This is a genomic window from Rhodococcus sp. 05-2254-5 (assembly GCF_002258575.1).
Lineage (GTDB): Bacteria > Actinomycetota > Actinomycetes > Mycobacteriales > Mycobacteriaceae > Rhodococcoides > Rhodococcoides fascians.
Genome location: NZ_NOZG01000029.1, coordinates 172425 through 196655, shown reverse-complemented (window position 1 = coordinate 196655; position 24231 = coordinate 172425). Strand labels below are relative to the sequence as shown.

At 65.1% G+C, this 24231-nt stretch carries 15 protein-coding genes; 11 read left to right on the top strand and 4 right to left on the bottom strand.

What is annotated here, in order from left to right:
• Position 1 precedes the first annotated feature (1 nt).
• From CH278_RS20280 to CH278_RS20230, 11 genes are all read left to right on the top strand, one after another.
• Complete coding sequence (locus CH278_RS20280; protein ID WP_032365269.1) at positions 2 to 796, top strand: MlaE family ABC transporter permease; 795 nt, start codon at positions 2 to 4, stop codon at positions 794 to 796.
• A gap of 5 nt (positions 797 to 801) precedes the next feature.
• The gene (locus CH278_RS20275; RefSeq protein ID WP_032365270.1) at positions 802 to 1662 is read left to right on the top strand and encodes an MlaE family ABC transporter permease; all 861 of its coding nucleotides are present in this window, start codon (positions 802 to 804) and stop codon (positions 1660 to 1662) included.
• Positions 1659 to 3014: an MCE family protein gene (locus tag CH278_RS20270; protein WP_032369724.1), complete on the top strand. Its 1356-nt coding sequence runs from the start codon at positions 1659 to 1661 to the stop codon at positions 3012 to 3014. Before CH278_RS20275 ends, CH278_RS20270 begins: the two co-directional genes overlap by 4 nt.
• On the top strand, positions 3011 to 4078 hold the full coding sequence (locus CH278_RS20265) for an MCE family protein (protein WP_032365272.1): 1068 nt from the start codon (positions 3011 to 3013) through the stop codon (positions 4076 to 4078). The genes CH278_RS20270 and CH278_RS20265 overlap by 4 nt, the downstream gene beginning before the upstream one ends.
• Positions 4075 to 5073, top strand: a complete 999-nt coding sequence (locus CH278_RS20260) for an MCE family protein (protein WP_032365273.1) — start codon at positions 4075 to 4077, stop codon at positions 5071 to 5073. The genes CH278_RS20265 and CH278_RS20260 overlap by 4 nt, the downstream gene beginning before the upstream one ends.
• Positions 5073 to 6353, top strand: a complete 1281-nt coding sequence (locus CH278_RS20255) for an MCE family protein (RefSeq protein ID WP_032365274.1) — start codon at positions 5073 to 5075, stop codon at positions 6351 to 6353. The genes CH278_RS20260 and CH278_RS20255 overlap by 1 nt, the downstream gene beginning before the upstream one ends.
• Positions 6354 to 6382: 29 nt before the next feature.
• On the top strand, positions 6383 to 7648 hold the full coding sequence (locus CH278_RS20250; protein ID WP_094622919.1) for an MCE family protein: 1266 nt from the start codon (positions 6383 to 6385) through the stop codon (positions 7646 to 7648).
• Positions 7645 to 8892, top strand: coding sequence for an MCE family protein (locus CH278_RS20245; RefSeq protein ID WP_032365276.1), 1248 nt, complete (start codon positions 7645 to 7647; stop codon positions 8890 to 8892). The genes CH278_RS20250 and CH278_RS20245 overlap by 4 nt, the downstream gene beginning before the upstream one ends.
• An 83-nt stretch (positions 8893 to 8975) precedes the next feature.
• Positions 8976 to 9653: a hypothetical protein gene (locus CH278_RS20240; protein ID WP_032365277.1), complete on the top strand. Its 678-nt coding sequence runs from the start codon at positions 8976 to 8978 to the stop codon at positions 9651 to 9653.
• A 58-nt stretch (positions 9654 to 9711) separates the two neighbouring features.
• On the top strand, positions 9712 to 10593 hold the full coding sequence (locus CH278_RS20235; RefSeq protein ID WP_032386233.1) for a hypothetical protein: 882 nt from the start codon (positions 9712 to 9714) through the stop codon (positions 10591 to 10593).
• A gap of 212 nt (positions 10594 to 10805) precedes the next feature.
• Positions 10806 to 13376 carry an aminotransferase class III-fold pyridoxal phosphate-dependent enzyme gene (locus CH278_RS20230; RefSeq protein ID WP_094622918.1) on the top strand — a complete coding sequence of 857 codons (2571 nt, stop codon included), beginning with the start codon at positions 10806 to 10808 and terminating at the stop codon, positions 13374 to 13376.
• On the opposite strand, the gene CH278_RS20225 is transcribed toward CH278_RS20230, so the two are convergent.
• Genes CH278_RS20225 through CH278_RS20210 form a run of 4 tightly spaced genes read right to left on the bottom strand, consistent with a single transcriptional unit; the run spans position 13333 to position 23924 of the window.
• Positions 13333 to 13986, bottom strand: coding sequence for an N-acetyltransferase (locus tag CH278_RS20225; RefSeq protein ID WP_256991894.1), 654 nt, complete (start codon positions 13984 to 13986; stop codon positions 13333 to 13335). The two genes, CH278_RS20230 and CH278_RS20225, sit on opposite strands and share 44 nt — an antisense overlap.
• The gene (locus tag CH278_RS20220; RefSeq protein ID WP_094622713.1) at positions 13976 to 16132 is read right to left on the bottom strand and encodes an MMPL family transporter; all 2157 of its coding nucleotides are present in this window, start codon (positions 16130 to 16132) and stop codon (positions 13976 to 13978) included. Before CH278_RS20220 ends, CH278_RS20225 begins: the two co-directional genes overlap by 11 nt.
• Positions 16129 to 17505 (bottom strand): aminotransferase class I/II-fold pyridoxal phosphate-dependent enzyme, encoded by a 1377-nt coding sequence (locus CH278_RS20215; RefSeq protein ID WP_094622712.1) that lies wholly within the window; start codon positions 17503 to 17505, stop codon positions 16129 to 16131. The genes CH278_RS20220 and CH278_RS20215 overlap by 4 nt, the downstream gene beginning before the upstream one ends.
• Complete coding sequence (locus CH278_RS20210) at positions 17502 to 23924, bottom strand: type I polyketide synthase (protein WP_094622711.1); 6423 nt, start codon at positions 23922 to 23924, stop codon at positions 17502 to 17504. Before CH278_RS20210 ends, CH278_RS20215 begins: the two co-directional genes overlap by 4 nt.
• Between the last annotated feature and the right edge of the window lie 307 nt (positions 23925 to 24231).

Sequence of the window (24231 nt, the reverse complement as noted above, 5' to 3'; positions counted from 1 at the left end):
CATGGGGGGATCGAAGAAGTCCGCGTTCGCGCCCGCGAACGCCGCTCTGACACAAGCGGGCAATATCGTCGAACTGTTCGTCGAGGTGGTCCGAAACACCTTTCGTAGGCCGTTCCAGTTCCGCGAGTTCATCGAGCAGGCCTGGTTCATCGCCAGCGTGACGATTCTGCCGACGGCTCTGGTCGCCATTCCGTTCGGCGCGGTCGTATCGCTGCAGACCGGTTCGCTGATCAAGCAGCTCGGTGCCGAATCGTTCACCGGTGCAGCCAGCGTGCTCGCCGTCATCCAGCAGGGCAGTCCGATCGTGACCGCCCTCCTGGTGGCCGGTGCGGCCGGTTCTGCCGTCACCGCCGACCTCGGTTCTCGCACCATTCGCGAGGAGATCGACGCGATGCGGGTACTGGGAATCGATCCGGTTCACCGCCTCGTCGTTCCGCGAGTGCTGGCCATGATCCTCGTGGCGCTGCTGCTCAACGGACTCGTCTCGGTCGTCGGCATCGTCGGTGGCTACTTCTTCAACGTGATCCTGCAGGGTGGTACCCCCGGTGCCTACCTCGCGTCGTTCTCTGCGTTGGCTCAGCTACCCGATCTGTATGTCGCAGAAGCGAAAGCGGCGATCTTCGGTCTCATCGCCGGCATCATCGCGTCGTACAAGGGCCTGAATCCCAACCCCGGCCCCAAGGGTGTCGGTGAAGCTGTGAACCAGACGGTTGTCATCACGTTCCTGCTGCTGTTCTTCGCCAACCTCATTCTCACCCTGGTCTACCTCCAGGTCGTACCAGCGAAGGGAGCGTAACCGCGATGACGATCGCCAGAGGTCGCGGTGACCGCACGCTGATGCGCGTCAAGCGCGTCGGCAATGCCCCGCTCAACGTGCTCGATCGCGCAGGCGAGCAGATGTCGTTCTATCTGCGGGCCATCGGGTGGATACCCAAGACCGCAGTCCATTACAAGAAGGAGGTTCTCCGCCTGCTGGCGGAGGTCACCTTCGGCAGCGGCGCGCTCGCCGTCATCGGCGGCACCATCGGTGTCATCGTGATGATGTCCGGCTTCACCGGCATCGTCGTCGGTCTGCAGGGTTACGCCGCCCTGGAACAGCTCGGCAGCTCGGTGTTGACCGGCTTCCTGTCCGCCTACGTCAATACCCGTGAAATTGCACCGATCGTGGCCGGGCTTGCACTGTCCGCCACCGTCGGTTGTGGTTTCACCGCCCAGCTCGGCGCGATGCGTATCTCGGAGGAGATCGACGCACTCGAAGTCATGGCAGTGCCCAGCGTGCCGTTCCTCGTCACCACCCGCATGATCGCCGGATTCGTCGCGGTGATCCCGCTCTACATCGTCGGTCTGCTTGCCTCGTACGTCGCTTCCCGCGGAATCAGCACGATCTTCAACGGGCAGTCGTCCGGCTCGTACGACCACTACTTCAACTTGTTCCTACCTCCAGAAGATGTGCTGTATTCCTTCCTCAAGGTGCTCATCTTCGCGTTCGTGCTGATCATGATCCACTGCTACTACGGCTACCACGCCTCCGGCGGACCGGCAGGCGTCGGCGTCGCGGTGGGTCGCGCAGTACGTACGGCGATCGTCACGATCGCGGTACTGGACTTCTTCCTGAGCCTCGCCATCTGGGGCACGACCACCACAGTGAGGGTTGCCGGATGATCGACTCGCCGTCGCGACTGAAGCGAGTACTGCTCGGACTTGCGTTCTTCTTGGTACTCATCCTGTTTCTCGGATGGAGCATCACCTCCTACAACAAGACGTTCAAATCGGTCGTCAACGTCAGCCTCGAAACCGACTCGGTCGGCAACGCTCTGCCGATGAACGCAGATGTGAAGGTGCGCGGCATGATCGTCGGCGAGGTGCGCTCGGCGTCGACCGTCGACGGCGTCGTCACCTCGCAGCTCGCCATCGATCCGGACAAGGCTCCGCTGATCCCGTCGAATGCCACTGCGCGGCTGCTGCCGAAGACCTTGTTCGGCGAGCGCTACGTCTCGCTGATCGTGCCCGAGAACGATTCGGCGTCGCCGATCTCCGACGGCACCGTTCTTCGACAGGACACCAGCGGCAACGCGATCGAGGTCGGGCAGCTGCTCGACGGGTTGCTGCCGTTGCTGCAAGCCATCCCGCCGCAGGACCTCGCCAATACCCTCGGGTCACTGGCGCAGGGCCTGAGCGGACGCGGCGAGCAGCTCGGACAGACCATCGACGACCTCACCGATGTCGTGTCCGGTCTCAACACCGAACTGCCGAACATCCAGCAGACGCTGGTGGGTCTCGCCGACTTCTCCCAGACCTATGCAGACGCGGCACCGGAGCTGATCTCGGCGCTGGACAACCTGCGTACGACGGGTAATACGGTCGTCGAGCGGCAGTCCAGCCTCGAGACGCTCTACGGCTCGCTGACGTCGGCATCGAACACGACCGCCGATTTCTTGCAGGTCAACTCCGAGAATCTGATCGGTCTCGCCTCGAACTCGCGAGAGGCTCTCGATTTGCTGGCCGAGTTCTCGCCGACGTTCGGCTGCACCTTCAGTCAGTTCGCCGAAGGTGCCAGGCGCGGCAAGATCGTCCTCGGTGAGGGCGACGAGTACCCCGGAATCAACGTGTCCGCATCGTTCGTCAACCCGAAGGGCCGTTACTTGCCGAACCAGGACGAGCCACGGCTGTTCGACGACCGCGGAGCCACCTGCTTCGAGCCGGCGGCACCGGGAGAGTTCTTCCCGCAGTACCCGGGAGGTTCGGTCAACGACGGGTCCTACCAGGTACCGACCCGTAATCCCGGCCCGCAGGAGATCCCCGGGCAGGGCCCACCGAAGTCGGCTCAGAGTTCCATCGTTCCCGCTGTCTCCGCGTCTGCACAGCCCGCGAGCTACGAGGGCTCGGACTTCGAGCGTGACACCCTTGCCGTCATTTACGGACAAGCGAGTGGTGTTGCACCAGAGACTGTTCCGTCGTGGGCCGCCGCACTCGGCGCACCGGCATTGAGAGGAGTGGAGGTGACCGTGCCATGAGAGGCCTTCTCGCGCCGATCATCAAGTTGGTCGTGTTCGCCGTGATCACGATCATCGCCACAGCCACCCTGGCCTTCACCATCGCGAACTCGAGCGGTGGTGGTGGTACCAAGTTCTCGGCCATGTTCACCGATGTCACCTCGCTCAACGAGGGTGACGAGATCCGAATTGCCGGCGTTCGCGTCGGGCAGGTCGACAAGATCGAGATCGCCAACGAACGAGAGGCGAAGGTCGACTTCACGCTGAGCAGTCGCGACTGGCTGCCGGCGAGTTCGACGGCCACCATTCGCTTCCGCAACCTGGTCGGTCAGCGCTACATCGCCATCGAGCAGGGTTCGGGCGATCAGGGCAAGAAGATCACCGGGGGAGCGACCATCCCGCTCGAGCGCACCAAGCCCGCAGTGAACCTGACGACTCTGTTCGACGGATTCCGCCCGCTGTTCACCACGCTCAGCGCAGATGACGTCAACAAGCTCTCGTACCAGATCATCCAGGTGTTCCAGGGGGAATCGGGCACCATCAACGAACTGGTCAAGAACACTGCGAGTCTGACCAACACCGTGGCCGACAAGGATCAGGTCATCGGTCAGGTCATCACCAACCTCAACAACGTGCTCGCCACGGTCAACCAGAACGACGGGCAGCTCGACAGCCTCATCGTCAACACTCAGCAGCTCGTGTCGGGCCTGTCGGCCGACCGCGACGTCGTCGGCTCGGCCGTGACCTCGCTGGCCGGACTGACCAACGCCACCGCGGACCTGCTCGAGCCGACACGGCCGTCGATCCAGGGTTCGGTCACAGCGCTGAACACGTTGTCGGAGACCATCAATCGACGCAGCGCCGACGTGGACGCGGTCCTCGGAAATCTGCCGGTCAAGCTCGACAAGCTGATTCGTACGGCTCAGCAGGGATCCTGGTTCACGTTCTACCTCTGCGGTATCGACATCGTCGCCGGACCGGGGTATTCGCCGAACCTGAATTTGCCGACCGGGCTTCCGACCGTCAATCAGCCCCTGTACACGAACTCGGCAGAGCGCTGCAAAGCTGGGGGGATCAAGCAATGACATCTCGACGTAGTCCGGCCACCATCGGGGCACTGGGAATCGCGATCATCCTGCTCGCCACGATGTCGGTCTTCTTCCTCGACCGTCTCCCGATCATCGGTGCAGGTTCGGTGTACACCGCGGAGTTCAGTGAAGCCGCAGGTCTGAAGCCGTCCAACGAAGTCCGTATCGCGGGGGTCAAGGTCGGCAAGGTCACCGACGTGCGGCTCGACGGCGACCGGGTGCTCGTGGACTTCACGGTGCAGGACGCCTGGGTCGGCAACGAGTCGCGAGCGGCCATCGCCATCAAGACTCTGCTGGGGCAGAAGTACCTGGCACTGGATCCGAGTGGCTCGGACACCCTGAGCCCGAAAGATCCGATTCCGTTGGCGCGCACCACCTCTCCGTACGACGTCATCGACGCGTTCTCGGCGGCGGCGTCGACGATCAACGACATCGACACCGACCAGCTCGCCACCAGCATGCGGACGTTGTCCGACGCGTTCTCCGAGACCCCGGCCAACATCAGAGCCTCGCTCGACGGCGTGACTCGGTTGTCGCAGACGGTGGCCAGCCGCGACGAGGAACTCAAGAAGTTGTTCGCAGCCACCGGCGAGACCTCCAAGGTGCTGGCCGACCGCAACGAGCAGTTCAACAAACTGATCACCGATGCGGGTCCACTGCTCGAGGAGCTCAACAATCGGCAGCAGGCCATCTCCCAGCTGCTCACCGGCACGCAACGTGTGTCGCAGGAGCTGACCGGTCTGGTCCGTGACAACGAGGCGACCATCAACCCGATGTTGCAACAGCTCAACGGCGTCATCGACATCCTGCAACGCAACAACGACAATCTCGACCGGGCGCTGAAGCTGTACGAGCCGTTCATCCGGCTCTACACCAACGTGACCGGTAACGGACGATGGCTCGACATCGTTCTGGCCAACCTCACCCCACCCGGAGTTCCGTTGATACCTGGTTACCGCCAGCCCGCGCTCGATACGTTGGCGGGGAACTGATGACAGAGACTCAGGCAGCACCGAGGAACAAGAACAAGCTCGCACTGATCGCGGTCGTCGTGATCGTGGCGCTGGTTCTGGCCGTCGCCGGCTGGTGGCTGTTCACCAGGGCCGGTTCGACCAAGATCACCGCCTACTTCGACAAGTCGATCGGCATCTACTCTGGATCCGAGGTCAGAGTTCTCGGCGTCAAGGTGGGTACCGTCGAATCGGTCACGCCGTTGGGTGAGGACGTCGAGGTCGTCATGCGAGTCGATCGCGGCATCGACATTCCGGCCGACGCGAAGGCCGTTCAGGTCACCCCGTCGCTTGTCGCCGATCGTTACGTCCAGCTCTCGCCCGTCTACACCGGCGGCGACACCATGGCCAGCGGCACGACGATCGGCCGTGATCGCACTGCCACTCCCGTCGAGGTCGACGAGCTGTACAAGTCGATCAACGATCTGTCCACTGCTCTCGGTCCGGACGGCGCGAACAAGGACGGCGCTCTCACCGACCTCGTGAACACCGGTGCGGCGAACCTCGACGGCAACGGGGAAGCGTTGGGCAACAGCATCACTCAGCTCTCGGCTGCCGGCCGTACGTTGAGCGACTCGCGCTCCGATGTCTTCGACACGATCAAGAATCTGCAGACCTTCGTCAGTGCGCTGGCCGTCAACGATCAGCAGGTTCGTAACTTCAACAGTCAGCTCGCCGATCTGACGGGCTTCCTGTCGGGCCAGCGCGAGGACCTGGGAGCCGCCCTGCAGCAGCTCTCGGTGTCCCTCGGTGACGTGGCGACGTTCGTGGCGGACAACCGGACCGAGCTGACCACCGCAGCGAACGGTCTGGTGGTCCCCACTCAGACCCTCGCCGACAACCGTGAGCAGCTCGTGCAAACTCTGACGCTGCTGCCGTTGGCCATCAGCAACCTGGTCAACGCCTACGACGCAGAATCGGGCACGCTGGCATCGCGTGCCAATCTGCAGAACGAGACCCAGGATCCGCTCGGAACCGTCTGCCGATTGCTCGACCTCGGCAAGCTGGTGCCCGGTGACCCGCGTTTCGAGGCGCTCGGTGCGCAGATTCAGCCGATCATCGATCAGTGCGCCAACATCACCACCATGATCCAGGCTCCTCTTGCCGACCAGAATCGGCTTGTGTTGCCGTTCGGGGTTCTCACCAACGACATCGAGCAGAACGTGTCCGTGCCGGGCACCGTGCCGGGCAACGTCTCGCCGAGACTGGGGTCCACCACCATGCCAGGTCTCGACAGGTCGCTCATCGGGGGAGGACAGTGATGACCTCTGTGAATCGGAATCGAGCTCGCGTGAAACGTTCGTTGACCCTCGGAGCCGGGTTGTGCGTGGTGGCGCTGTCTGCCGGCGCGTGCTCGTCGGCCGGCATCTATGCCATCCCGCTGCCCGGTGGTGCCGACGTCGGCGACAACCCGTTCAATCTGACGGTGCAGTTCGACGATGTGCTGGACCTGGTGCCGCAGTCGACCGTCAAGGTCGACGGTGTCCCCGTCGGTCGCGTCGACTCCATCTCGGTGCCGAACGACGGGTGGACCGCCGATGTCAACGTCATCCTGAACTCCGACGTGGATCTGCCGGCCAACGCGATCGCGTCGGTGCAGCAGACCAACCTGCTCGGTGAGAAGTTCGTGCAGCTCTCCGCACCTCCCGGTGACGAAGAGGCTGCACGTCTGCAGGACGGTGCCACGATCCCGCTCGATCGCACCCGCCATGCAACCGACATCGAGCAGGTACTCGGTGCCCTGTCGCTGCTGCTCAACGGCGGCGGCGTCGGGCAGCTCTCGCCGATCGTCAAAGAGCTGAGCACGGCGTTCGACGGTCGCGAAGGCAAGACCAAAGAGCTTCTGCAGCAGGCCAATACGTTGATCGACGGTCTCAATCAGCAGCGCGACGACATCACCCGCGCCATCGACGGTCTCGACACTCTCAGTGGTCGCGTCAACTCGCAGACCGACAAGATCGACGCAGTTCTCAAAGACCTGCCGATCGCGACGGAAGTTCTCGAGAAGCAACGCCCGCAGCTCACCGAGATGCTCGGGGCACTCGATCGACTCGGGGCCGTCGGCACCGATGTCATCGATCGCTCCAAGGACGACCTGATCGCAGATCTGCGTGCACTGCGTCCGACGCTGCAGGCCCTGGCCGATTCCGCGGACGACGTCGTCACCTCCCTCGCGGTGATCCCGACACTGCCGTTCGCGGACGGCACCGAGAAGATCATCGAGGGCAACTCGGCCAACCTGTTCCTCTCGCTGGATCTCTCGATCGGTACGGCGCTGCGGAACTTCGGTGTGGGAGAGGGCGATCCGGTCTACATCCAGCCGAAGTACGGCAACACGCTGCCGGTCGTGGATCCGTCGAATCCGTACTACAACGGAAACGGCCCGCGTCCGGGCTGGCCGACGATCTCGCTGCTGCCGTTGCCGCCCATCATTCCGTCGCCGGTTCCCGGACCGGGTGCGCCTGCGGGTGAGGCCGCCGGTGCTGCCGAGCCTGCACCGTTCGACCCGTTGGCTCCCGTGACCGATCTGCTCGAACGATTCGGAGTTGGACAGTGAGATCGAAGCTCGTTCGCTTTCAGTTGGTCGCGTTCGTCGTGGTCGCCCTGCTCGGGCTGATCTACGTCGGTGGCAAGTACGTCCGCCTGGACAACATGCTCGGGTTCGGGCAGTACGAGGTCGCACTGAACCTGGCCGACTCCGGCGGCATCTTCTCCAATGCCGAGGTGACGTACCGCGGTGTGCCGGTCGGAACCGTCGGCGATCTGCAGTTGACGTCGGACGGTGTCCGGGTGGCGCTCAAACTCGACAACGGTGGACCCGACATCCCGGCCGACACCAAGGCCGTCGTTGCGAACCGTTCCGCGATCGGCGAGCAGTTCGTCGACCTGCAGCCGCAGTCCGATCAGGGTCCGTTCCTGGTGGACGGTTCGGAAATCGCACAGGCCGACACCGCCACGCCGGTTCCGGTGGAGGACGTGCTCGCGAACACGAACACCTTGGTCAGGTCGGTGCCGCTGGACACGTTGACCAATGTGGTCAACGAGCTCGGTGTCGCGTTCGACGGCAAGGGCAACGACCTGCAGTCTCTGGTCGATTCGCTCGGGAACATCTCCGAGTCGGCCAACGAGGCTCTGCCGCAGACTCTGTCGCTGGTTCGTGACGCGGTGCCGGTGCTCGACACTCAATCCGAGCAGTCGGATCTGATTCGCGAATTCAGCACGAGCCTGGATCAGGTGACGGCTCAGCTGAAGTCGAGCGATCCCGATATCCGTCGTCTCATCGATACCGGAACTGCTGCCGGAGACCAGGTCGGTGGTCTCATCACCGATGCAGGCCCGGCGTTGACGACCGATATCAACAATCTGGCCCTGGTCGCGGCTCAGGCCGAGCCGCGGACGGTCGCGCTCCGTCCGTTCCTGACGTTCCTGCCTGCACTCGGTGCCGGTATCTCGACCATCGTCCCGAACGACGGCACTATCCATCAGGGTCTGTTGCTCGAAACCAACAACCCGCCGCCGTGCACCGTCGGCTACGAGGGCAGCCAGGCCATCCTGGACGAGGAGAAGCGGAAGAATCCGAACTTCGACGAGACTCGGGAGAACTACCCACTGAACCTCGACGCGAACTGCGCGACGCCGCAGGGCAGCGTCACCGGTGTCCGTAGCGCGAACCGAATCGTGTTCGCCGATCCGGACGTGCCGCAGCCGTGGGACCTCAAGCCCAAGGTCGATCCCGAGAAGCTCAACCTCAACCCCATCGCCACCCAGTTGGCACCGCTCCTCGGCGTCACGCCGAAGTAGCGGGGCCGAAGGAACTGCTGCTCAGCACTACTATCGGGCCGAGAGCGGTTCGGCCGGATATTACCGAGTAGTAGGGTGACAGTGTGAACTCGAGCACCGAAACCCTGGAGTCGCCCGCGACTCCAGGGTCAAGCAAGACAGCAAAGATTCTGTTGGCCGTCGTCACGGTGATTGCCGTGGCGGCGCTCGCAGCGGCCGTGTTCTTCGGATACGGCTGGGGCACGGCGCTGTTGAGTGAGAAGCCCACCGCCGACACCCGCGATGCGGCGCTCACCGGCGCTCAGCAGGCTGCGGTCAACCTGAACACTGTGGATGCAGCCAACATCGACCAGTCGTTCGACAACATGAAGTCCTCGATCACCGGTGATCTGATGCTCAACGATCTGGAGCAGACCCGTTCGGGAATCACCGATCAGGTTCGTCAGTCCGGTGCCAAGAGCGAGGCCGAGGTGCTGCACGGCACCCTCACCGAGCTGAGCACCGACGAGAACACCGCAACGGCGCTCGTCGTCATCGCCACGACCACCACCTGGCCCGACCGGGTGGAGCGCAGCAAGCTGACCATGCGGATGGCCATGGAAGACGTAGACGGGGTGTGGAAGACCAACAAGGTCGATCCCATCGGTTCGCGGATCTCTCTCGACAACCCGAACACCAATCCCGTCATTCCGACGGAACCGGGTGGTCCCACCGACCCCAACGCGGTCGACCCCAGTACGGAAGCGACGCCGGCCCCCCAGCCGAACACCGGCGGCAACTGAGTTTGCCGGCAGCGCCGTCGTCCATCTGTACAGAAGTAAGCCTCGAAGGAGTTCTGCAGTGCCTCCCCAGCGTCGCAAGATCGTTCCCCCCACGACCACCAGCAAGGTACGTCGAAAGGTAGCCGGCACCGCCAAGCCGACGTCGGCCGAGACCGACGCACCGGCACCTGAGACAACGGCACCCGACACAACGGGACCCGAGACAGCGGCACCCGACACCACGGCTGCCGAGACAGCCGTCGGCACCACACCCGCGTCGGAAAAGCCCAGACTGGACAAGACAGATCCGGTCGAGACGGATACGGTCACGACACAACCGGCCGAGACGCAGCCCGTCGACACGCAGCAGGACAAGTCGCGCCCGTCCAGGGCCGGGCTGAAGAAACCGGTCGCGCCCACCTCGACCTCGACCGAGACGACCGAGACGACCGAATCGCCGAAGTCGGCGTCGGGTATCGGGTTCAAGCACGTGATCGTGGTCGCGGTCATCGCCGTGGTTCTCGGTGCTTTCGCAGCCGTCGCTGCATTCAAGCCGTTCGCGACGATCGACAACAAGGCGTGGGTGGATTCTTCGGCGACGCAAGAGGTGACGTCGGCAGCTACCGACGCTCTGCAGACCCTGTACACGTACAAGGCCGAGACGATCGATGCAGATTTCGATGCGGCGCGGGCGGTGCTCAATCAGTCGATGCTCGACGAGTTCAACTCCACCGCCGACACCACCAAATCTGCTGTGGTGCAAACCGATACCGGCACCGAGGCAATGGTCACCGATATCGGCGTCTCGCGACTCGAGGACGACAAGGCCGAACTGATCGCGAACGTCAACATCAGCGCGACTCAGAACGGCGTTGCCTCCGGCAGTGCGGAAGGCCCTCTGACAGTCAACATGGAGAAGATCGACGGCACCTGGAAGTTGTCGGCGATCGACGACCAGTAGACCCCGTCTGGTCGATACTTCGGCCCCGTCCGATGCAGCGTCAGCGCTGCTCGGACGGGGCTTTTCGTTGTTTTCACGGTCACCGTCGGTGTCCCTGGCCAGGTCTACCATCGCGTTTGCGTCCTGGCTTGGGGCGAGCCCTGGTTGTTCGGGACAACCATTCGATGCTCGACGGCCAGGGATGGATCCGATGAAAACGGAGCATGCTGGTCATGACTGACACGACAATCGATGTATCTGTAGTACCCGAGCGGTCGGGTCGCTCGGGATTTGCGGGCAGCGTCAATCCCGAGTTGTACCGACTGCTGACTGCACTGAATCTGGATCGCGAGTACGTCCGCGGCGACGGCACCGTGCTGTTCGATTCTGCGGGCCGTCGGTATCTGGACTTCGCGGGTGCCTACGGGGCGCTGCCGTTCGGGCACGGGCCGACGCCGATCTGGCAGGCGATCAACGATGTTCGGTGCAGCGGCGAGCCCATCTTCGTGCAGCCCTCGGTGCTCACCGCCGCAGGTGAACTGGCCGATCGTCTGGGGAGAATCGCACCCGAGGGATTGACGCGTACGACGTTCGTCAACAGTGGCACCGAAGCGACCGAGGTGGCGCTGAAGATCGCGCGGGCCCATACCGGCCGCCTCGGGGTGCTGACGACCGGGAACAGTTTTCACGGCAAGACGCTGGGGGCGCTGTCGGCGACGGGAAATATCAAGTACCAGAGTGGATTCGGGGCTCCGGTATCGGGATTCGACCACATCGCGTTCGGCGATGCAGAGGCACTCGACGCGGCTCTGGCGGCTGCACCGGATCACTATGCGGTGTTCCTCGTCGAGCCGATTCAGGGTGAGGGCGGCGTGGTGTGCCCGCCCGACGGTTACTTGCGGCAGGTCCAGGAGATCTGCAACCGCCACGGTGTGTTGCTCGCGCTCGACGAGGTGCAGACGGGACTCGGCCGGACCGGCCGGATGTTCGCAGCCGAGCACGAGGGCGTGGTTCCCGACATTCTGACTCTCGCGAAAGCGCTCGGCGGCGGGATCGTGCCGGTGGGCGCGGTGCTGTGCCGCCCGGAGTTGGTGGGGGAGAGTTTCGCGCTTCGCCACACGTCGACGTTCGCGGGCAATGCCTTGGCCGCACGGGTCGGCCTGGCCGTCCTCGAGGAGTTGACCCGAGACGACTGCGCGGTGGTCACCGGAGCTGCCGCGCTCGGACGACAGTTGAAGAACGATCTGGCCGGCCTGGCCGAGAAGTATCCCTCGGTGGTCACCGAGGTACGTGGTCGCGGATTACTGCTGGGCATCGAACTCACCGCGGATGTGAACTTCGTCGGACGGCAGTCTCTGCTCGGTTCGATCGCGGATCAGCACAACCTGTCGGCGGTGATCTGCTCGTATCTGCTCAACGTCGAGGGCATTCGCGTGGCTCCGACTCTGTTCGGCAACAGGGTGATTCGTATCGAACCACCGTTGACGGTTTCCTCGTCGGCATGCTCGCGTCTGGTCGCGGCCCTCGATCGCGCGCTCGGCTACGCGGCCGAAGGGGACATGGACGGATTGTTCGGGCATCTGCTCGGGCGTCCGACTGTCGCCACTCCCGCGGCGCTCACGGCATTGCGTCCGGGCCGTACTCCCGACATTGCGGTACGGCCGGGCGATCGACGCTTCGCCTTCATCGCCCATCCTCTCGATCTCGGCTTCTTCGCTGCGTTCGATCCTGCGCTCGAGGTGTTCGACAATGCCGAGAGACAGGACTTGCTGGAGCGATTCGCCGCGTCGACGTCCGAGCTCGATCCGGCCTCGTTCGTCATCGGCAGCGGGCGGGTGTCCGGATTCGGAGACGCAACTGCGCACGGCGACCTGATCGGGCTGCCGTACACCTCCCAGCAGCTGCTGCAGCTGCCGACCGAGCGTGCGCTGGCAGTGGTGGGCGGAGCCGTCGAACTCGCGATCTCGCGCGGGGCAACCGTGGTCGGACTCGGCGGGTACTCGTCGGTGATCACCGGAAACGGGCTGGGTCTCGGTGCGACATCTCGGCCGATCACGACGGGCAACACCTTCACCGCGGCCGCGAGTCTGCGGGCCGTCCGACGTGTATGCCAGGAACGGGGTATCGATGTCGCGCGCGCTCGGGTGACGATTCTCGGTGCGGGTGGGGCGATCGGACGGACCATCGGCAAGCAATTGGCCGGTGAGGTCGGCAGTATCGCGTTGGTGGGCAGGCGCGGCGAGAACTCGGTGATCGCGCCGAAGTTGTGGGATGCGGCGCAGGAGATGGTGGCGAGTGCCGGTTCGGGTTCGGGTGACCTGGCGGTGGCTGCCGCCGAGGTCGACGGCGACCTCGACGATCTGATCCGTTCGCGACACATCGAATTCTTCACCGATCCTGTTGCTGCTGTGCGTGATTCGCTGATCGTCATCGCGGCGACGTCGGCTCCGCAGTCGTTGATCGATCCGACGGACCTGATGCAGGGTGCCATCGTCTGCGACGTGGCGCAGCCACCGAACATCGGCCGGGACGTCCGCGGTGAACGGCCGGACGTGACGGTGTTCGACGGAGGAATCGTGCGGGTGCCGTCGGGCTCGGACTTCGGTTTGACGTACGGGTTGGCTCCGGGGCTGACGTACGCGTGCATGGCCGAGACGATGCTGATCGCATTGTCGGGCGAATTCGACCTCCGCAGCATCGGCACCACTCTGGACGGTGAGAATGTCGAACGGTTGGGTGCGCTGGCCGACGTTCACGGCTTCACGCTCGCCGAGGCCACCCGGTGGCGTCAGGACGCTCACTAGGTGACCGGGCCGGAGGTCTCGAGAGCAGGTGGACCTCCGGTCCCGCCGCGCCGATGCGGGCGGTTCCCCATGGCACAAAGCCCATCGCCGTCCAGAATCCGAGGTTGCCCTCCTTGCAGATTCCGTACAGAGGTCGGCCCTCGCGATCGGTGCGCGCCTGCACGTGGGCCGACAGCGCAGCACCGACACCGGATCGGTGTGTGGACGGTTCGACGCCGAGGTAGACCCACAGCACAGCGTCGGGGGCGGGAGAGTTCTCGGTCAGGAGCCGATCCATCTCGATGCCGGCCCGGGTGCCGGAACCCATGGCCCACAACAGATGTGGACCGGACACCAGCTGCCGCCACCACGGTGTCGCGGGGGCGTCGTGTGGATGCCACAGTGACACTCCGACGATGCGGCCGTTCTCGACGGCGAGGTCGGCTCCACCTGCGGGAATGTAGCGGTGGCGGATCAGTGCGGCCATCATGCGCCGCTGTTTGCTCGGGCGGCTGGACGCGTCCGGGAAGAAGTATTCACTGACCGGGTCGTCGTCCTGGAAGGCGCGTGCCATCATCGTGGACATCTCCGTGATGTCTGCTGTGGTGGCCGTTCGGATCTCAATGGGCACGGCTGGTCTCCTCTGCGGGCGAGTGCGGACGTGGTGTGGCCTGCGGTCGCTTTGGGGTGGGGCGCAGCCACCAGTTGGCGTTGCCCATCGACGCGACGAGCGCGGGCACCAGCATCATGCGCACGATGGTGGCGTCGATGACGAGACCGACGATGATGCCGATACCCACGAGCCGCATCATGGCGAGTTCGGACAGCGAGAAGAATGCGGTGACGGTGATGAGCAGTAGCGCGGCGGCCGTGACGACGCGTCCGGTGTGGGCGGCACCGATGCGGACGGCGTCCCGGGTGGTGGCTCCTGAATCGTGTGCTTCGACGATGCGGGAGAGCAGGAAGATCTCGTAGTCGGTGGACAGGCCGAACACCACGGCCATGATGAGGATGCTCATCGTCGACTGCAACGGGCCCGGGGTGACGCCGATCCACTCGGCACCGTGGCCGTCGACGAAGATCCAGGTGAGCACTCCGAAGGTGGCACCGAGGCTGATCGATGCCATCGCAATTGCCTTGACGCTGAGCACGATCGAGCGGAACGCCACCGTCGTCATCACGAACGTGGCGAGAACCATGATGGTCAGCATCCACGGAAGCGTCGCGTAGATGGCGTCCATGCCGTCCTGGCTCTGCGCGGTGCCGCCGCCCACACGCAATGTCGTCCCGGTCGGGGCCGGGATCGACCGGATGGAGTCCAGTGTCTCAAGGGCACCTGCCGTGCGATCGGGTGAGCTCATGATGGCGTCGACGACGGTCAGGTTGTCCACGGTTCCGCCGGGGATTGCTGCAACGACACCGAGTGACGCGTCGACCGCTCCGGTCACTTCGGCGACCGCTGCGGGACTCGGTGGGGAGTCGGTGTCGGATTCGACGAGGACGGTGACACCGGTGTTCGCGAGCGGGAATTCGGTGAACAGCTTCTCGGTGGCGATTTTCGCGGACGCGTCGGAGGGGAGGCCCGTGTGGTCGAGATCGCCCAACCGGGCACCGAGAATCGGCGCACTGAGCAGTGCAAGTATCGCGACAATGGCTACGACGACGAGCACCGGCCTGCGCATGACGCGGTCTGCGACCGTGCCCCAGAACCGTTGGGCGCGTGCGTCGCCTCGGTCGATAGCGCCTCTGCGCCAACTCCACGAGTCGATACGGTGTCCGAGGATCGCGAGCGCTGCGGGCAGCGCGGTCAGTGAGATGACGGCAGCAACGGCCACCGCGGCCATGCCGCCGAAGCCCAGAGATCGAATCATCGACTGCGGGAAGATCAGCATGCCCACGAACCCACATACGAGCAACAGGGCCGAGAACGCCACGGTGCGGCCCGCGGTGAACATCGTGCGGCGCACCGCATCTGCCGGGTCTCGGCCGTCGCGTAGTTCCTCGCGGAAACGCGTGATGACGAACAGGCTGTAGTCGACGGCCATCCCGAGTCCGACGAGCGAGGCGATATTGGTGGCGAACACCGATACTTCGGTGACCTCGTTCAGTGCACGCAGTACGGCGAGCGACGCCACGACGCTCATGCCGCCGATGACCAACGGCGTTGCAGCAGCGACGAGTCCGCCGAATATCAACAGCAGCAGGACGAGCAGAATCGGGAACGTGATGGTCTCGGCCCGCACCAGATCCGCTCGCGCCTGCTCGTTGTAGGCGTCGGCGATGGCCGAGAAGCCGCCGAACTGCACGGTCGCGCCGTCGATCGTCAACTCCGCGCGCAGGTCCCGGTAGGTCTTGACGCGTCGGTCCTCGTCGCCGGTCAGTGTCAGGACCGCGAGTGCGGACCGGCCGTCGAACGATCGCAGACCCGACGCGAAGGCGTCGGGCACGGTCCAGTAGGTGATGGGAGTGCGGGCGAGCAGTCCGTCGTCGATGTCGTCGAGGCGACCGAGAACGGTGTCGCCGATGTCGTCGATCGAGCGTCCGTCCGTCGGGGTGTAGACCACCGCGACGTCGGGAACCTTTCGACCGAAACGCGATTCGACCAACGCGTCCACTTCGGCCGATTCACTGGCCGGGTCGGTGTACCCGCCCAGGCTCAGTTCGTCGACGACACCGATGCCCCACGCACCCGCGGCCAGCACGAGCGCGACCACGGTGACCAGTACCCACCGCGCACGTTCGACGACGAAGTCGACCGGGCCGGTGCCGGTGGTCACGACGCACCCGGGGCGTCGACGCCGTCGACGAAGGACGCCAGTGCGGTCAACGCGGCGTCGATCTGTGCGTGCGTGTGTTCGCTCGAGAGGAAGAAGCGAAGCCGTTCCTGGCCCACCGGTACCGAGGGATAGGTGATGGCGTTGACGTTGATGCCCTGCTGCAACAGTGCGACGCAGGCCAGTACGGTTCGTTGGGTGTCGCCGATGACTATCGGCAGAATGGACGTGCCCTCGGCGGTCCCGGTGTCGAACCCGTGAGAGCGTGCGCGGGTGAATGCGTAGCGGCCGTTCTCGCGCAGGCGTTCGACACGGTGCGGTTCGGCGGTGAGCACGTTCAGCGCCGTGTTCGCCGCTGCCACTGCGGACGGCGCGGGTCCGGCGGTGAACATGCTCAATCCCGGTGCGGAGTACTTGAATCCACGGATCAGCTCGCGGGAGCCGGCCAGGAACCCGCCGACGCTGCCGAGGGCCTTGGACATGGTTCCCATCCACACGTCGACGGCGTCGCCGGGCAGGTCGTAGAGTTCGCGGATGCCGAGGCCGCGCTGCCCCAGTACGCCGAACGCGTGTGCTTCGTCGACCATCACGGCGCAGTCGTAACGCCGGGCCACGGCGATCAACTCGGGGAGTAGGGCGACGTCGCCGTCCATGCTGTAGTGGCTTTCGAGGATCACCATCGCGCGTGCGAAACTACCGCGCGACATCTTCAGTATCGCCTCGAGCGCATCGGGGTCGTTGTGACGGAACAACACTCGTCGACACCCTGCCCATTCGGTTCCCGAGACGATGCTGCTGTGGACCAGGGTGTCGCACACTGCCAGGTCACCTTTGCCCAGCAGATAGCCGACCGTGGCGGCGTTGGTGAGGTACCCGCTTGCGGTGATCACCGTGTCGTCGACGTCGTAGGTGCGGGCGAGCGCCGACTCGAACTCCTCGTAGAGCGGAATCTGACCGCTCACGATGCGGCTGCCGGACACCGAGGTTCCGTAACGATCGATCGCGTCCTTGGCTGCGTCCATCACGCGCCGGTCCGAGCTCAGGCCCAGGTAGTTGAAGCTGCCGAAATTGATCATGTCGCGGTCGAGCTGTCGGATGGTCGCCCCGGCCGTGCCGTCGTGCGGCAGGTACAGCGGGTTGGGTACACCGAGTTCCGCGAACATCCGGTCGACTCCGTCGAATTGCGCGGTGGTCGCCGCGACGTCGGGATGATCGGCCAGAGACCCGCTTCGCTGCCCCTTACCGTGCCCGGCGGCGGCAGGTGCGGCGGCTGTGGGTCCACGGCCGATCGACTCGGGGCCGGTGTCCACGTTCACCGTGGAGTACCCGCCGCGGGCGAGCAGCCTGCGAGCGATCTCTCGTGAATCGACGCTCATGGTGCGACCGCTTCCAGAGGGGCGGACGGGGGCACGGTGGATGCGGCGTTACCCGCGGCGGCATTCCTGGTGATGCTCGCAGCGAGTTTCGCTCCGATCGCGGCAAGGCCTTGACCACGCCCGAACTCGAGCACCGACATTTCGAGACCCACGGATTTGCCGACCCGAGCGGCGAATTCGACCGCCATCAGTGAGTCGAGGCCCAGTTCCGGTAACGGTGTCGAGGTGTCGACTGCATCCGGATCGATGCCCATGACGGCTGCGAGCTGCTCGGCCAGAACGAACGTCAACACGTCCGCGCGTTGGTCCTCGGGCAGCGCGAGTATTTCGGCGTGCAGTGCGGTGACGCCCGACCCGCCGGTACTCGCTGCGGCGATGTGCGCTGCGAAGCGTGGGATGTGCGCGGACGCGGGGTTGGCGATACCCCATTGTTCCCAGTCGATTCCGACGACGGCCACGTGCGGAAGGTCCAGCGTCAGGCATTCGCCCAGATAGCGGGCTGCTGCGTCCATGTCGACACTGCGGAAGCCGAGCATGTCGAGGTATCGCACCACCTCCTCCGCAGTTTCGGCCATGCCCCCTCCGCTCATCGCGCCCCAACTGACCGTCAATGCCGACTTACCGCGGGCACGCCGGGACCAGGCGAGTGCATCGAGTACCGAGTTGGCGGCGGAATAGGACACCTGCGGGGTGCCACCGCTGAGGCTGCTCATCGAGGAGAACAGGACGAAGATCGCAGGATCGATTCCGGCGACGTCGAGTGCGCGATCGAGATTCAGTGCGCCGGTTACTTTGGGCGCGAACACTTCTCGAACGGACTGTTCGGTGATGTTTGCGACCGGCAGGTTGTCCACCACCCCTGCGGTGTGGAACACCCCGCCGAGCGGGGCGTCGGCGACGGTGCGTCCGATCAGTTCGGCCACTGCGTCGTAGTGCGAGATGTCCACGCGTTCGGCGACCACTCGTACTCCGGCTGCCTCGAATGCGGCGACTCCCGCGATGGCGGTCTCGGTGGTTGCTCCGCTGCGCCCGACGAGTACGAGGTGTCGTGCGCCCTCTGCGACGAGCCAGCGCGCGATCGCTATTCCGAACGCGCCGAATCCGCCGGTGACGATGTAGGCGGCCGTGGGATCGATGCGTACGGTCGGGACCTCGGGGCGGACCGAGGGCATGTCGTCGTCGAAGGACAGTACGACGCGGCCGGTGTGAGTGGAGCGCACGACAGCGTCGAACGCGTCGGCGACGCGAGCGAGCGGGTACGTCGTGTACGGCAGCGGTGTGTACGTGCGGTCCACCAACCCCGCGATGACGGCCTCGGTGACCTGCCGCGCCAGAGCCGGCTTGAACTCGAACATTCGGTCCATGTCGACGGCGAAGAAGGTGAGATTGCGATCGAACGGGGCGAGGTCCAGCACGCCGCCGAAGTAGATGTCGGCTTTCCCCAGCTCGACGATGCGGCCGAATTCCGCTGCCACATGCAGGTTCTGGGCCATGATCTCACCCGGCGAGGAGTTGTAGACGACGTCGACGCCTCGTCCGTCGGTCAGCACACGAATGTCGTCGGCGAAGTTCAGTGATCTGGACGCGAGCACGTGGTGAGCACCGGCCTCGGTTGCGACTGCCCGCCGCTCCTCGGTTCCTGCGGTCGCGATCACCACTGCTCCGAGCCCGCGGGCGACCTGGATTGCGGCCAATCCCAGTCCGCCCGCGGCACCGTGGATCAGGACGGTCTCGCCGGGTCGAACTCGGGCGAGATCGAGTAGGCCGAATCGCGCGCACATCAGCGGCAGGATCGACGAGCACCACCCGAACTCCCAGTCGGACGGTACCTTCGCCGAGCCCCCTTCGTCGGCGTCGAGGGTGACGAAGCGCGCCATGATGTTTCGTGAGCACAAACCGATGTGATCGCCCGGTGCGATGCCGTCCACATTCGGTCCGACGCGAGTCACGACACCGAGTCCGCCGAGCCCGAGTGTCGTGCCGAAGTAGGTACCCGCGAGTTCGCGCTCGGTCAGCACTCCCATGACCTTGAGCGGATCCTTGTAGTTGATGTCGATTGCGCGGACCTGAACCTCGATCTGGCCGGGGCCGGGCTCCATGCGCGCTGTCGCGCGAAAAGCGATATCGGACAACATCTTCGATGCCGGAGCCTCGATCACGAAGGATGCCTCCCGGTCCAGTAGCGGGGCGGGTGTATCCCGTAGCGCCAGGTGGTCGCGCAAATTGCTGCGCAGTCTCACCGCCCATCGAGAACCCTGGCGCAGAGCCACCTCGTCGGCATCGTCGCCTGCATAGGGCCCGAACGCGATCGTCTCGGTCACCACCTGCTCGAGGTCGGTGTCGGCTTCGGTGTCCACCAGACGCCACGCCGCAGGGGATTGTTCGTTGCGCAGTGACCGTCGGGCACCGACGAGGCCGGAGTGGGTCAGGTGCGCGCCGGCGGGATCGCCCGGCATGCAGAAGGCCTTCTCGGTCACGATCACCGCGGTGACGGACCCCGGCTCGGAGGCCGGCCCGTTCGAGTCGCCGTACAGCGCGTTCTGCACGGTGCGTGCGATGGTGGTCAGGGCGTGCACGGCCGACGCCGGGTCTGCGAACTCGCCGGCGACGGCGACGACGGTGGCGCGGTCGACACCGTCGGCCTCGAGACCGGTACGCAGGATTCTGGTCAGGTCGGTGGCGTCGAAGGTGTTCTGCGCCAACACCACCGATGTTCGGCGGGCGCGGGCGATGGCCTCGGCGCGCGTGTGTGCTCGGCTGTCGGCTGCGGCGTCGCCCAGCACGACGACCAGAGCGAAGTCGCGATCGGTGTCTGCTGCGGGCATCGGAGCATCGCGGTTGTCCCGCAATTCCCACACCGGTTCGTAGAACAACCGGTCCAGTTCGGTGTGCAGCGACTGCGGCGGCGCTATCGGTTTGAACTCGACGCCGCCCAACGCGACCGCGGCCCGGCCCTCGTCGTCGGTCACGGTGATGTCGGCTCGCATCGGGTCGGATCCCGTCCGCCGCACCACGACGACGGCATGGTCGGGAATCGGTCCGTACCTGCGGACGGACGCGATGGTGGCCGGAACCACTGCGCCGCTGCGGTCCCCGGCGGCAGCCGACGAACCCAGCGCTGTTCCAGCCAGTGCAGCGGTTCCAGCCAGCGCAGCGACGCATTGCAGCGCGGTGTCCAGTACCGCGGGATGCACCAGGTGACGGGAGCCGGAGTGACGGCCGGCGTCGATGACGGCGACGACTGTGTCGGTGTCGATTCGGGCGGAGACGATGCCCTGGAAGGCCGGTCCGTAGTGCAACCCGGCCGCGGCGAGCAGCGGATACAGCGCGTCTCCGGTGATCTCGACGGCGGCATCGGAGATCTCAGCGGCGACGAACGGGGCGTCGAATCGCCCCTCCACGAGGCGGCCCGTGGCGTTGACGGTCCATTGGGTGTCGGCCGCCGGCCGCGAGCGCAGCACGAATCTTCTCGTCGAGTCCTCCACCGAGATCTGCAGAACGGGAACGTCGTCGGCGTCGACCACCAACGGGGCGACGAACTCCACGTTCTCGGCTGCGACCTCTGGATGTCCGGTCCGCGCGGCCGCGGCGCTCAGTGCGGCGTCGAGGTATGCGGTACCGGGTAGCAGCACGAGACCGTCGACGACGTGGTCGTGCAGCCACGGCAGTTGGGCAACGGCCAGTTCGACGCTCCAGTGGGAACCGGCCTCGTCGGAACGTTCGCCGAGCAGGGGGTAGGTGTCGGGGGCACCGAACCTGTCGAGAATCGAGGATTCGGGCTCGGACCAGCAGCGTGTGCGTTGCCACGGGTATGCGGGCAGCTCTGTGTGCGGCGATACGGCTGCCGGTCCGTCGAAGGAACCGCTCGCGTAGAGACCCTGGATTGCGGACGTCAGGCTCGATCGGTCGTCCGCCCCACGGACCAGCGTTCCGATCGATGTTCCGGTCTCGCCGGCTCGGATCAGGATTTCCCTGATGTTGCCCGAGAGCACCGGATGGGGGCCGACTTCGAGGAAGACGCGGTGGCCGTCGGCGATGAGAGCGGCCATCGTGTCGGCGAAACGCACCGGGCGTCGAACGTTGTCGCACCAGTAGCTCGAGTTCCATTCTGCGCCGGTGACTCGCTCTGCCGTGACCGTCGAGTACAGCGCGAGACCAGGGACCTGTGCATCGATGGTGTGCAGGGCCGAATCGATCTGCGCCAGAATGGGATCCATGAGGTGGCTGTGGTACGGCACCTCGACGTGCAGCATCTTGGCAAAAACGCCGCTGCCGGTGAGTGTCTCGGCGAATGCTGCCAAGGTTGCCGTGTCGCCTGCCAACGTGACCGCGGTCGGGCTGTTGATCGCGGCCACCGAGATCTCCGCGGACACGCCGTGCTCCTGGATCCGGGCCATGGCATCGTTCTCGGACAATCCGACGGCCAGCATGCCGCCGGAGCCTGCGGTGGTGGCCTGCAATCGGGCGCGGTGGTAGCTGACGAGCAGGGCGTCGTGCAGGCTCAGTGCTCCGCTGATGTAGGCGGCGCTGACCTCGCCGACGCTGTGTCCGACGACCGTGGTCGGTGCTATCCCGAGGGAACCGAGCTCGGCGACGAGAGCGACCTGGACGAGGAAGTTCGCCGGTTGCGCGATCGAGGTATCGGTGACCCGGGATACGTCCTCGTCCCGGGTCAGTTCCTCGATGATCGACCAACCGGCGATGTCGACGAACGCAGCATCGACGAGCCGTGCGACACGGGCGAATTCGCCGTCCGCGAGCAGCAGTTCGCGGGCCATGGCCCACCACTGCGGGCCCATGCCGCTGAAGACGAACACCGGCGCCGCGCTGTGGCCGACGACGGTGTGGGCGGTCGACCCACTGCCGCCCGCGAACGAGACCAGGGCGCCGAGCAAGTCGTCTGCATCGGTGTAGGGGAGTGCGGCCCGGACGGGGTGGTGGGCTCGACGCGACCACGCGGCCGAGGTGAGCGCAGGTAGTTCGTCCGCGCGGCCGGAATCGATCAGATCCTGCACCGTGGTTCCGAATGCCGCGGCGGACGCACGTGCGGCCGTGTCGGTCCGTCCGGAGACGGGGAACAGCCGAAGTTCGACGGTGTCGTTCGCAGGTCCGGTGGTCGGCGCGTCGGGCTGGGCCGGTGCCGCAGACATCACGACGTGCGCGTTGGTACCGCCGTATCCGAAGCCGTTGATGGCCACGTACGGGTCTGCATCGGCGAAGGGTTCCACGGCCACCGGAATGCGAATGTTCAGCTCGTCGAACGGGATTGCCGGATTGAGCGTGTGCAGCCACGCCTGCGGCACGATGGTCCGATGGTGCAGCGTCAATGCCGATTTGATGAGGCCGGCGATGCCCGCGGCCGCTTCCGTATGCCCGATCGCGGCTTTGATGGAACCGACCACCAGCGGGCTCTCGCGTCCGTCGACCACGCCGTAGGCTCCGCCGAGCGCCTCGAGTTCGAGTGGGTCTCCTACTGCGGTTCCCGTGCCGTGCGCTTCGACGTAGCCGACCCGTCCGGGTTCGATTCCTGCTTCCGCGCACACTCGGGTGGCGAGTGCGTGTTGCGAGACGGGATTGGGGACGGGAATGGCGATGGTGCGCCCGTCCTGGTTCACGCCGGAACCTCGAATCACCGAATAGATCCGGTCCCCGTCCGCGATCGCATCCGCCAGGGGGCGGAGCAGCACCATGCCCGCGCCTTCGCCGCGGCCGTATCCGTCGGCGGCGGCGTCGAAGGACTTCGATCGGCCGTCGAACGAGAGAAACCTGCCCTTGCACATCGAGACGAACGTCTCGGGGCGGAACATCGCATTGGCTCCGCCGACCAGGGCCATGGTGCATTCGCCGCGCTCGAGTGCTCGGACGGCCTGGTGGACGGCGACGAGGGACGACGAGCATGCGGTGTCGATCGTCATGGACGGTCCGACGAGATCGAGCGCGAACGAGATGCGGTTGGAGAGCAACGTATGCGAGGAACTGGTGGCGCTGTGCGAATTGATCTGGGCGCGTGCGGAACTGGATGCGCGCAGCCCGGCCGAGTCGTTGGTGAATCCGCCGACGAACACTCCGATCGGTTGCCCGCTGACCCGGCCTGCGTGCCCGGCGTCGTCGAGCGCTTCCCAGGCGACTTCGAGTAGGAGACGTTGCTGAGGGTCGGTCACCGAGGCCTCGCGAGGCGACATTCCGAAGAATTCGGGGTCGAAGTCCCACAGCGACTGGGTCAGGAATCCGCCGCGTCGGGTGTAGGCGCGTCCCGGCGCGTCGGGATTGGGGTCGTAGAAGCGATCCGCGTTCCACCGATCCGCAGGTATGTCGACGATGCCGTCGCCCTTGTCGAGCATGAACTTCCAGAAGCTGGGGCCATCGTGTACCCCGCCTGGGAATCTGCATCCGATTCCGACCACTGCCACCGCGACCATGCTGTCCCCCCGAGAGACAAAGAGTTGTGTTGTGCGAATGCGTTTGTTGCGCAAAAGAAAAGACGCGCGTCGACGAATCGAACCCCCTCGTCGACGACCCCCGTTGCGACAAAGTGAATACAATCAGACCGCGGGCCGGATTTCCATAGCAACCGAGGGGTTGCGTCGATCGGGTCGGTCTGCATGGTCGATCACGACTCGACCGTTGTCGTTGCAAATGAAATGCGTGTTCCACCAATATCTTTCGTGATTGCCGCGAAAGATCTGGAAGCTCACGCGGAATCGCGGTCCGCAACTCGGCTCGGGT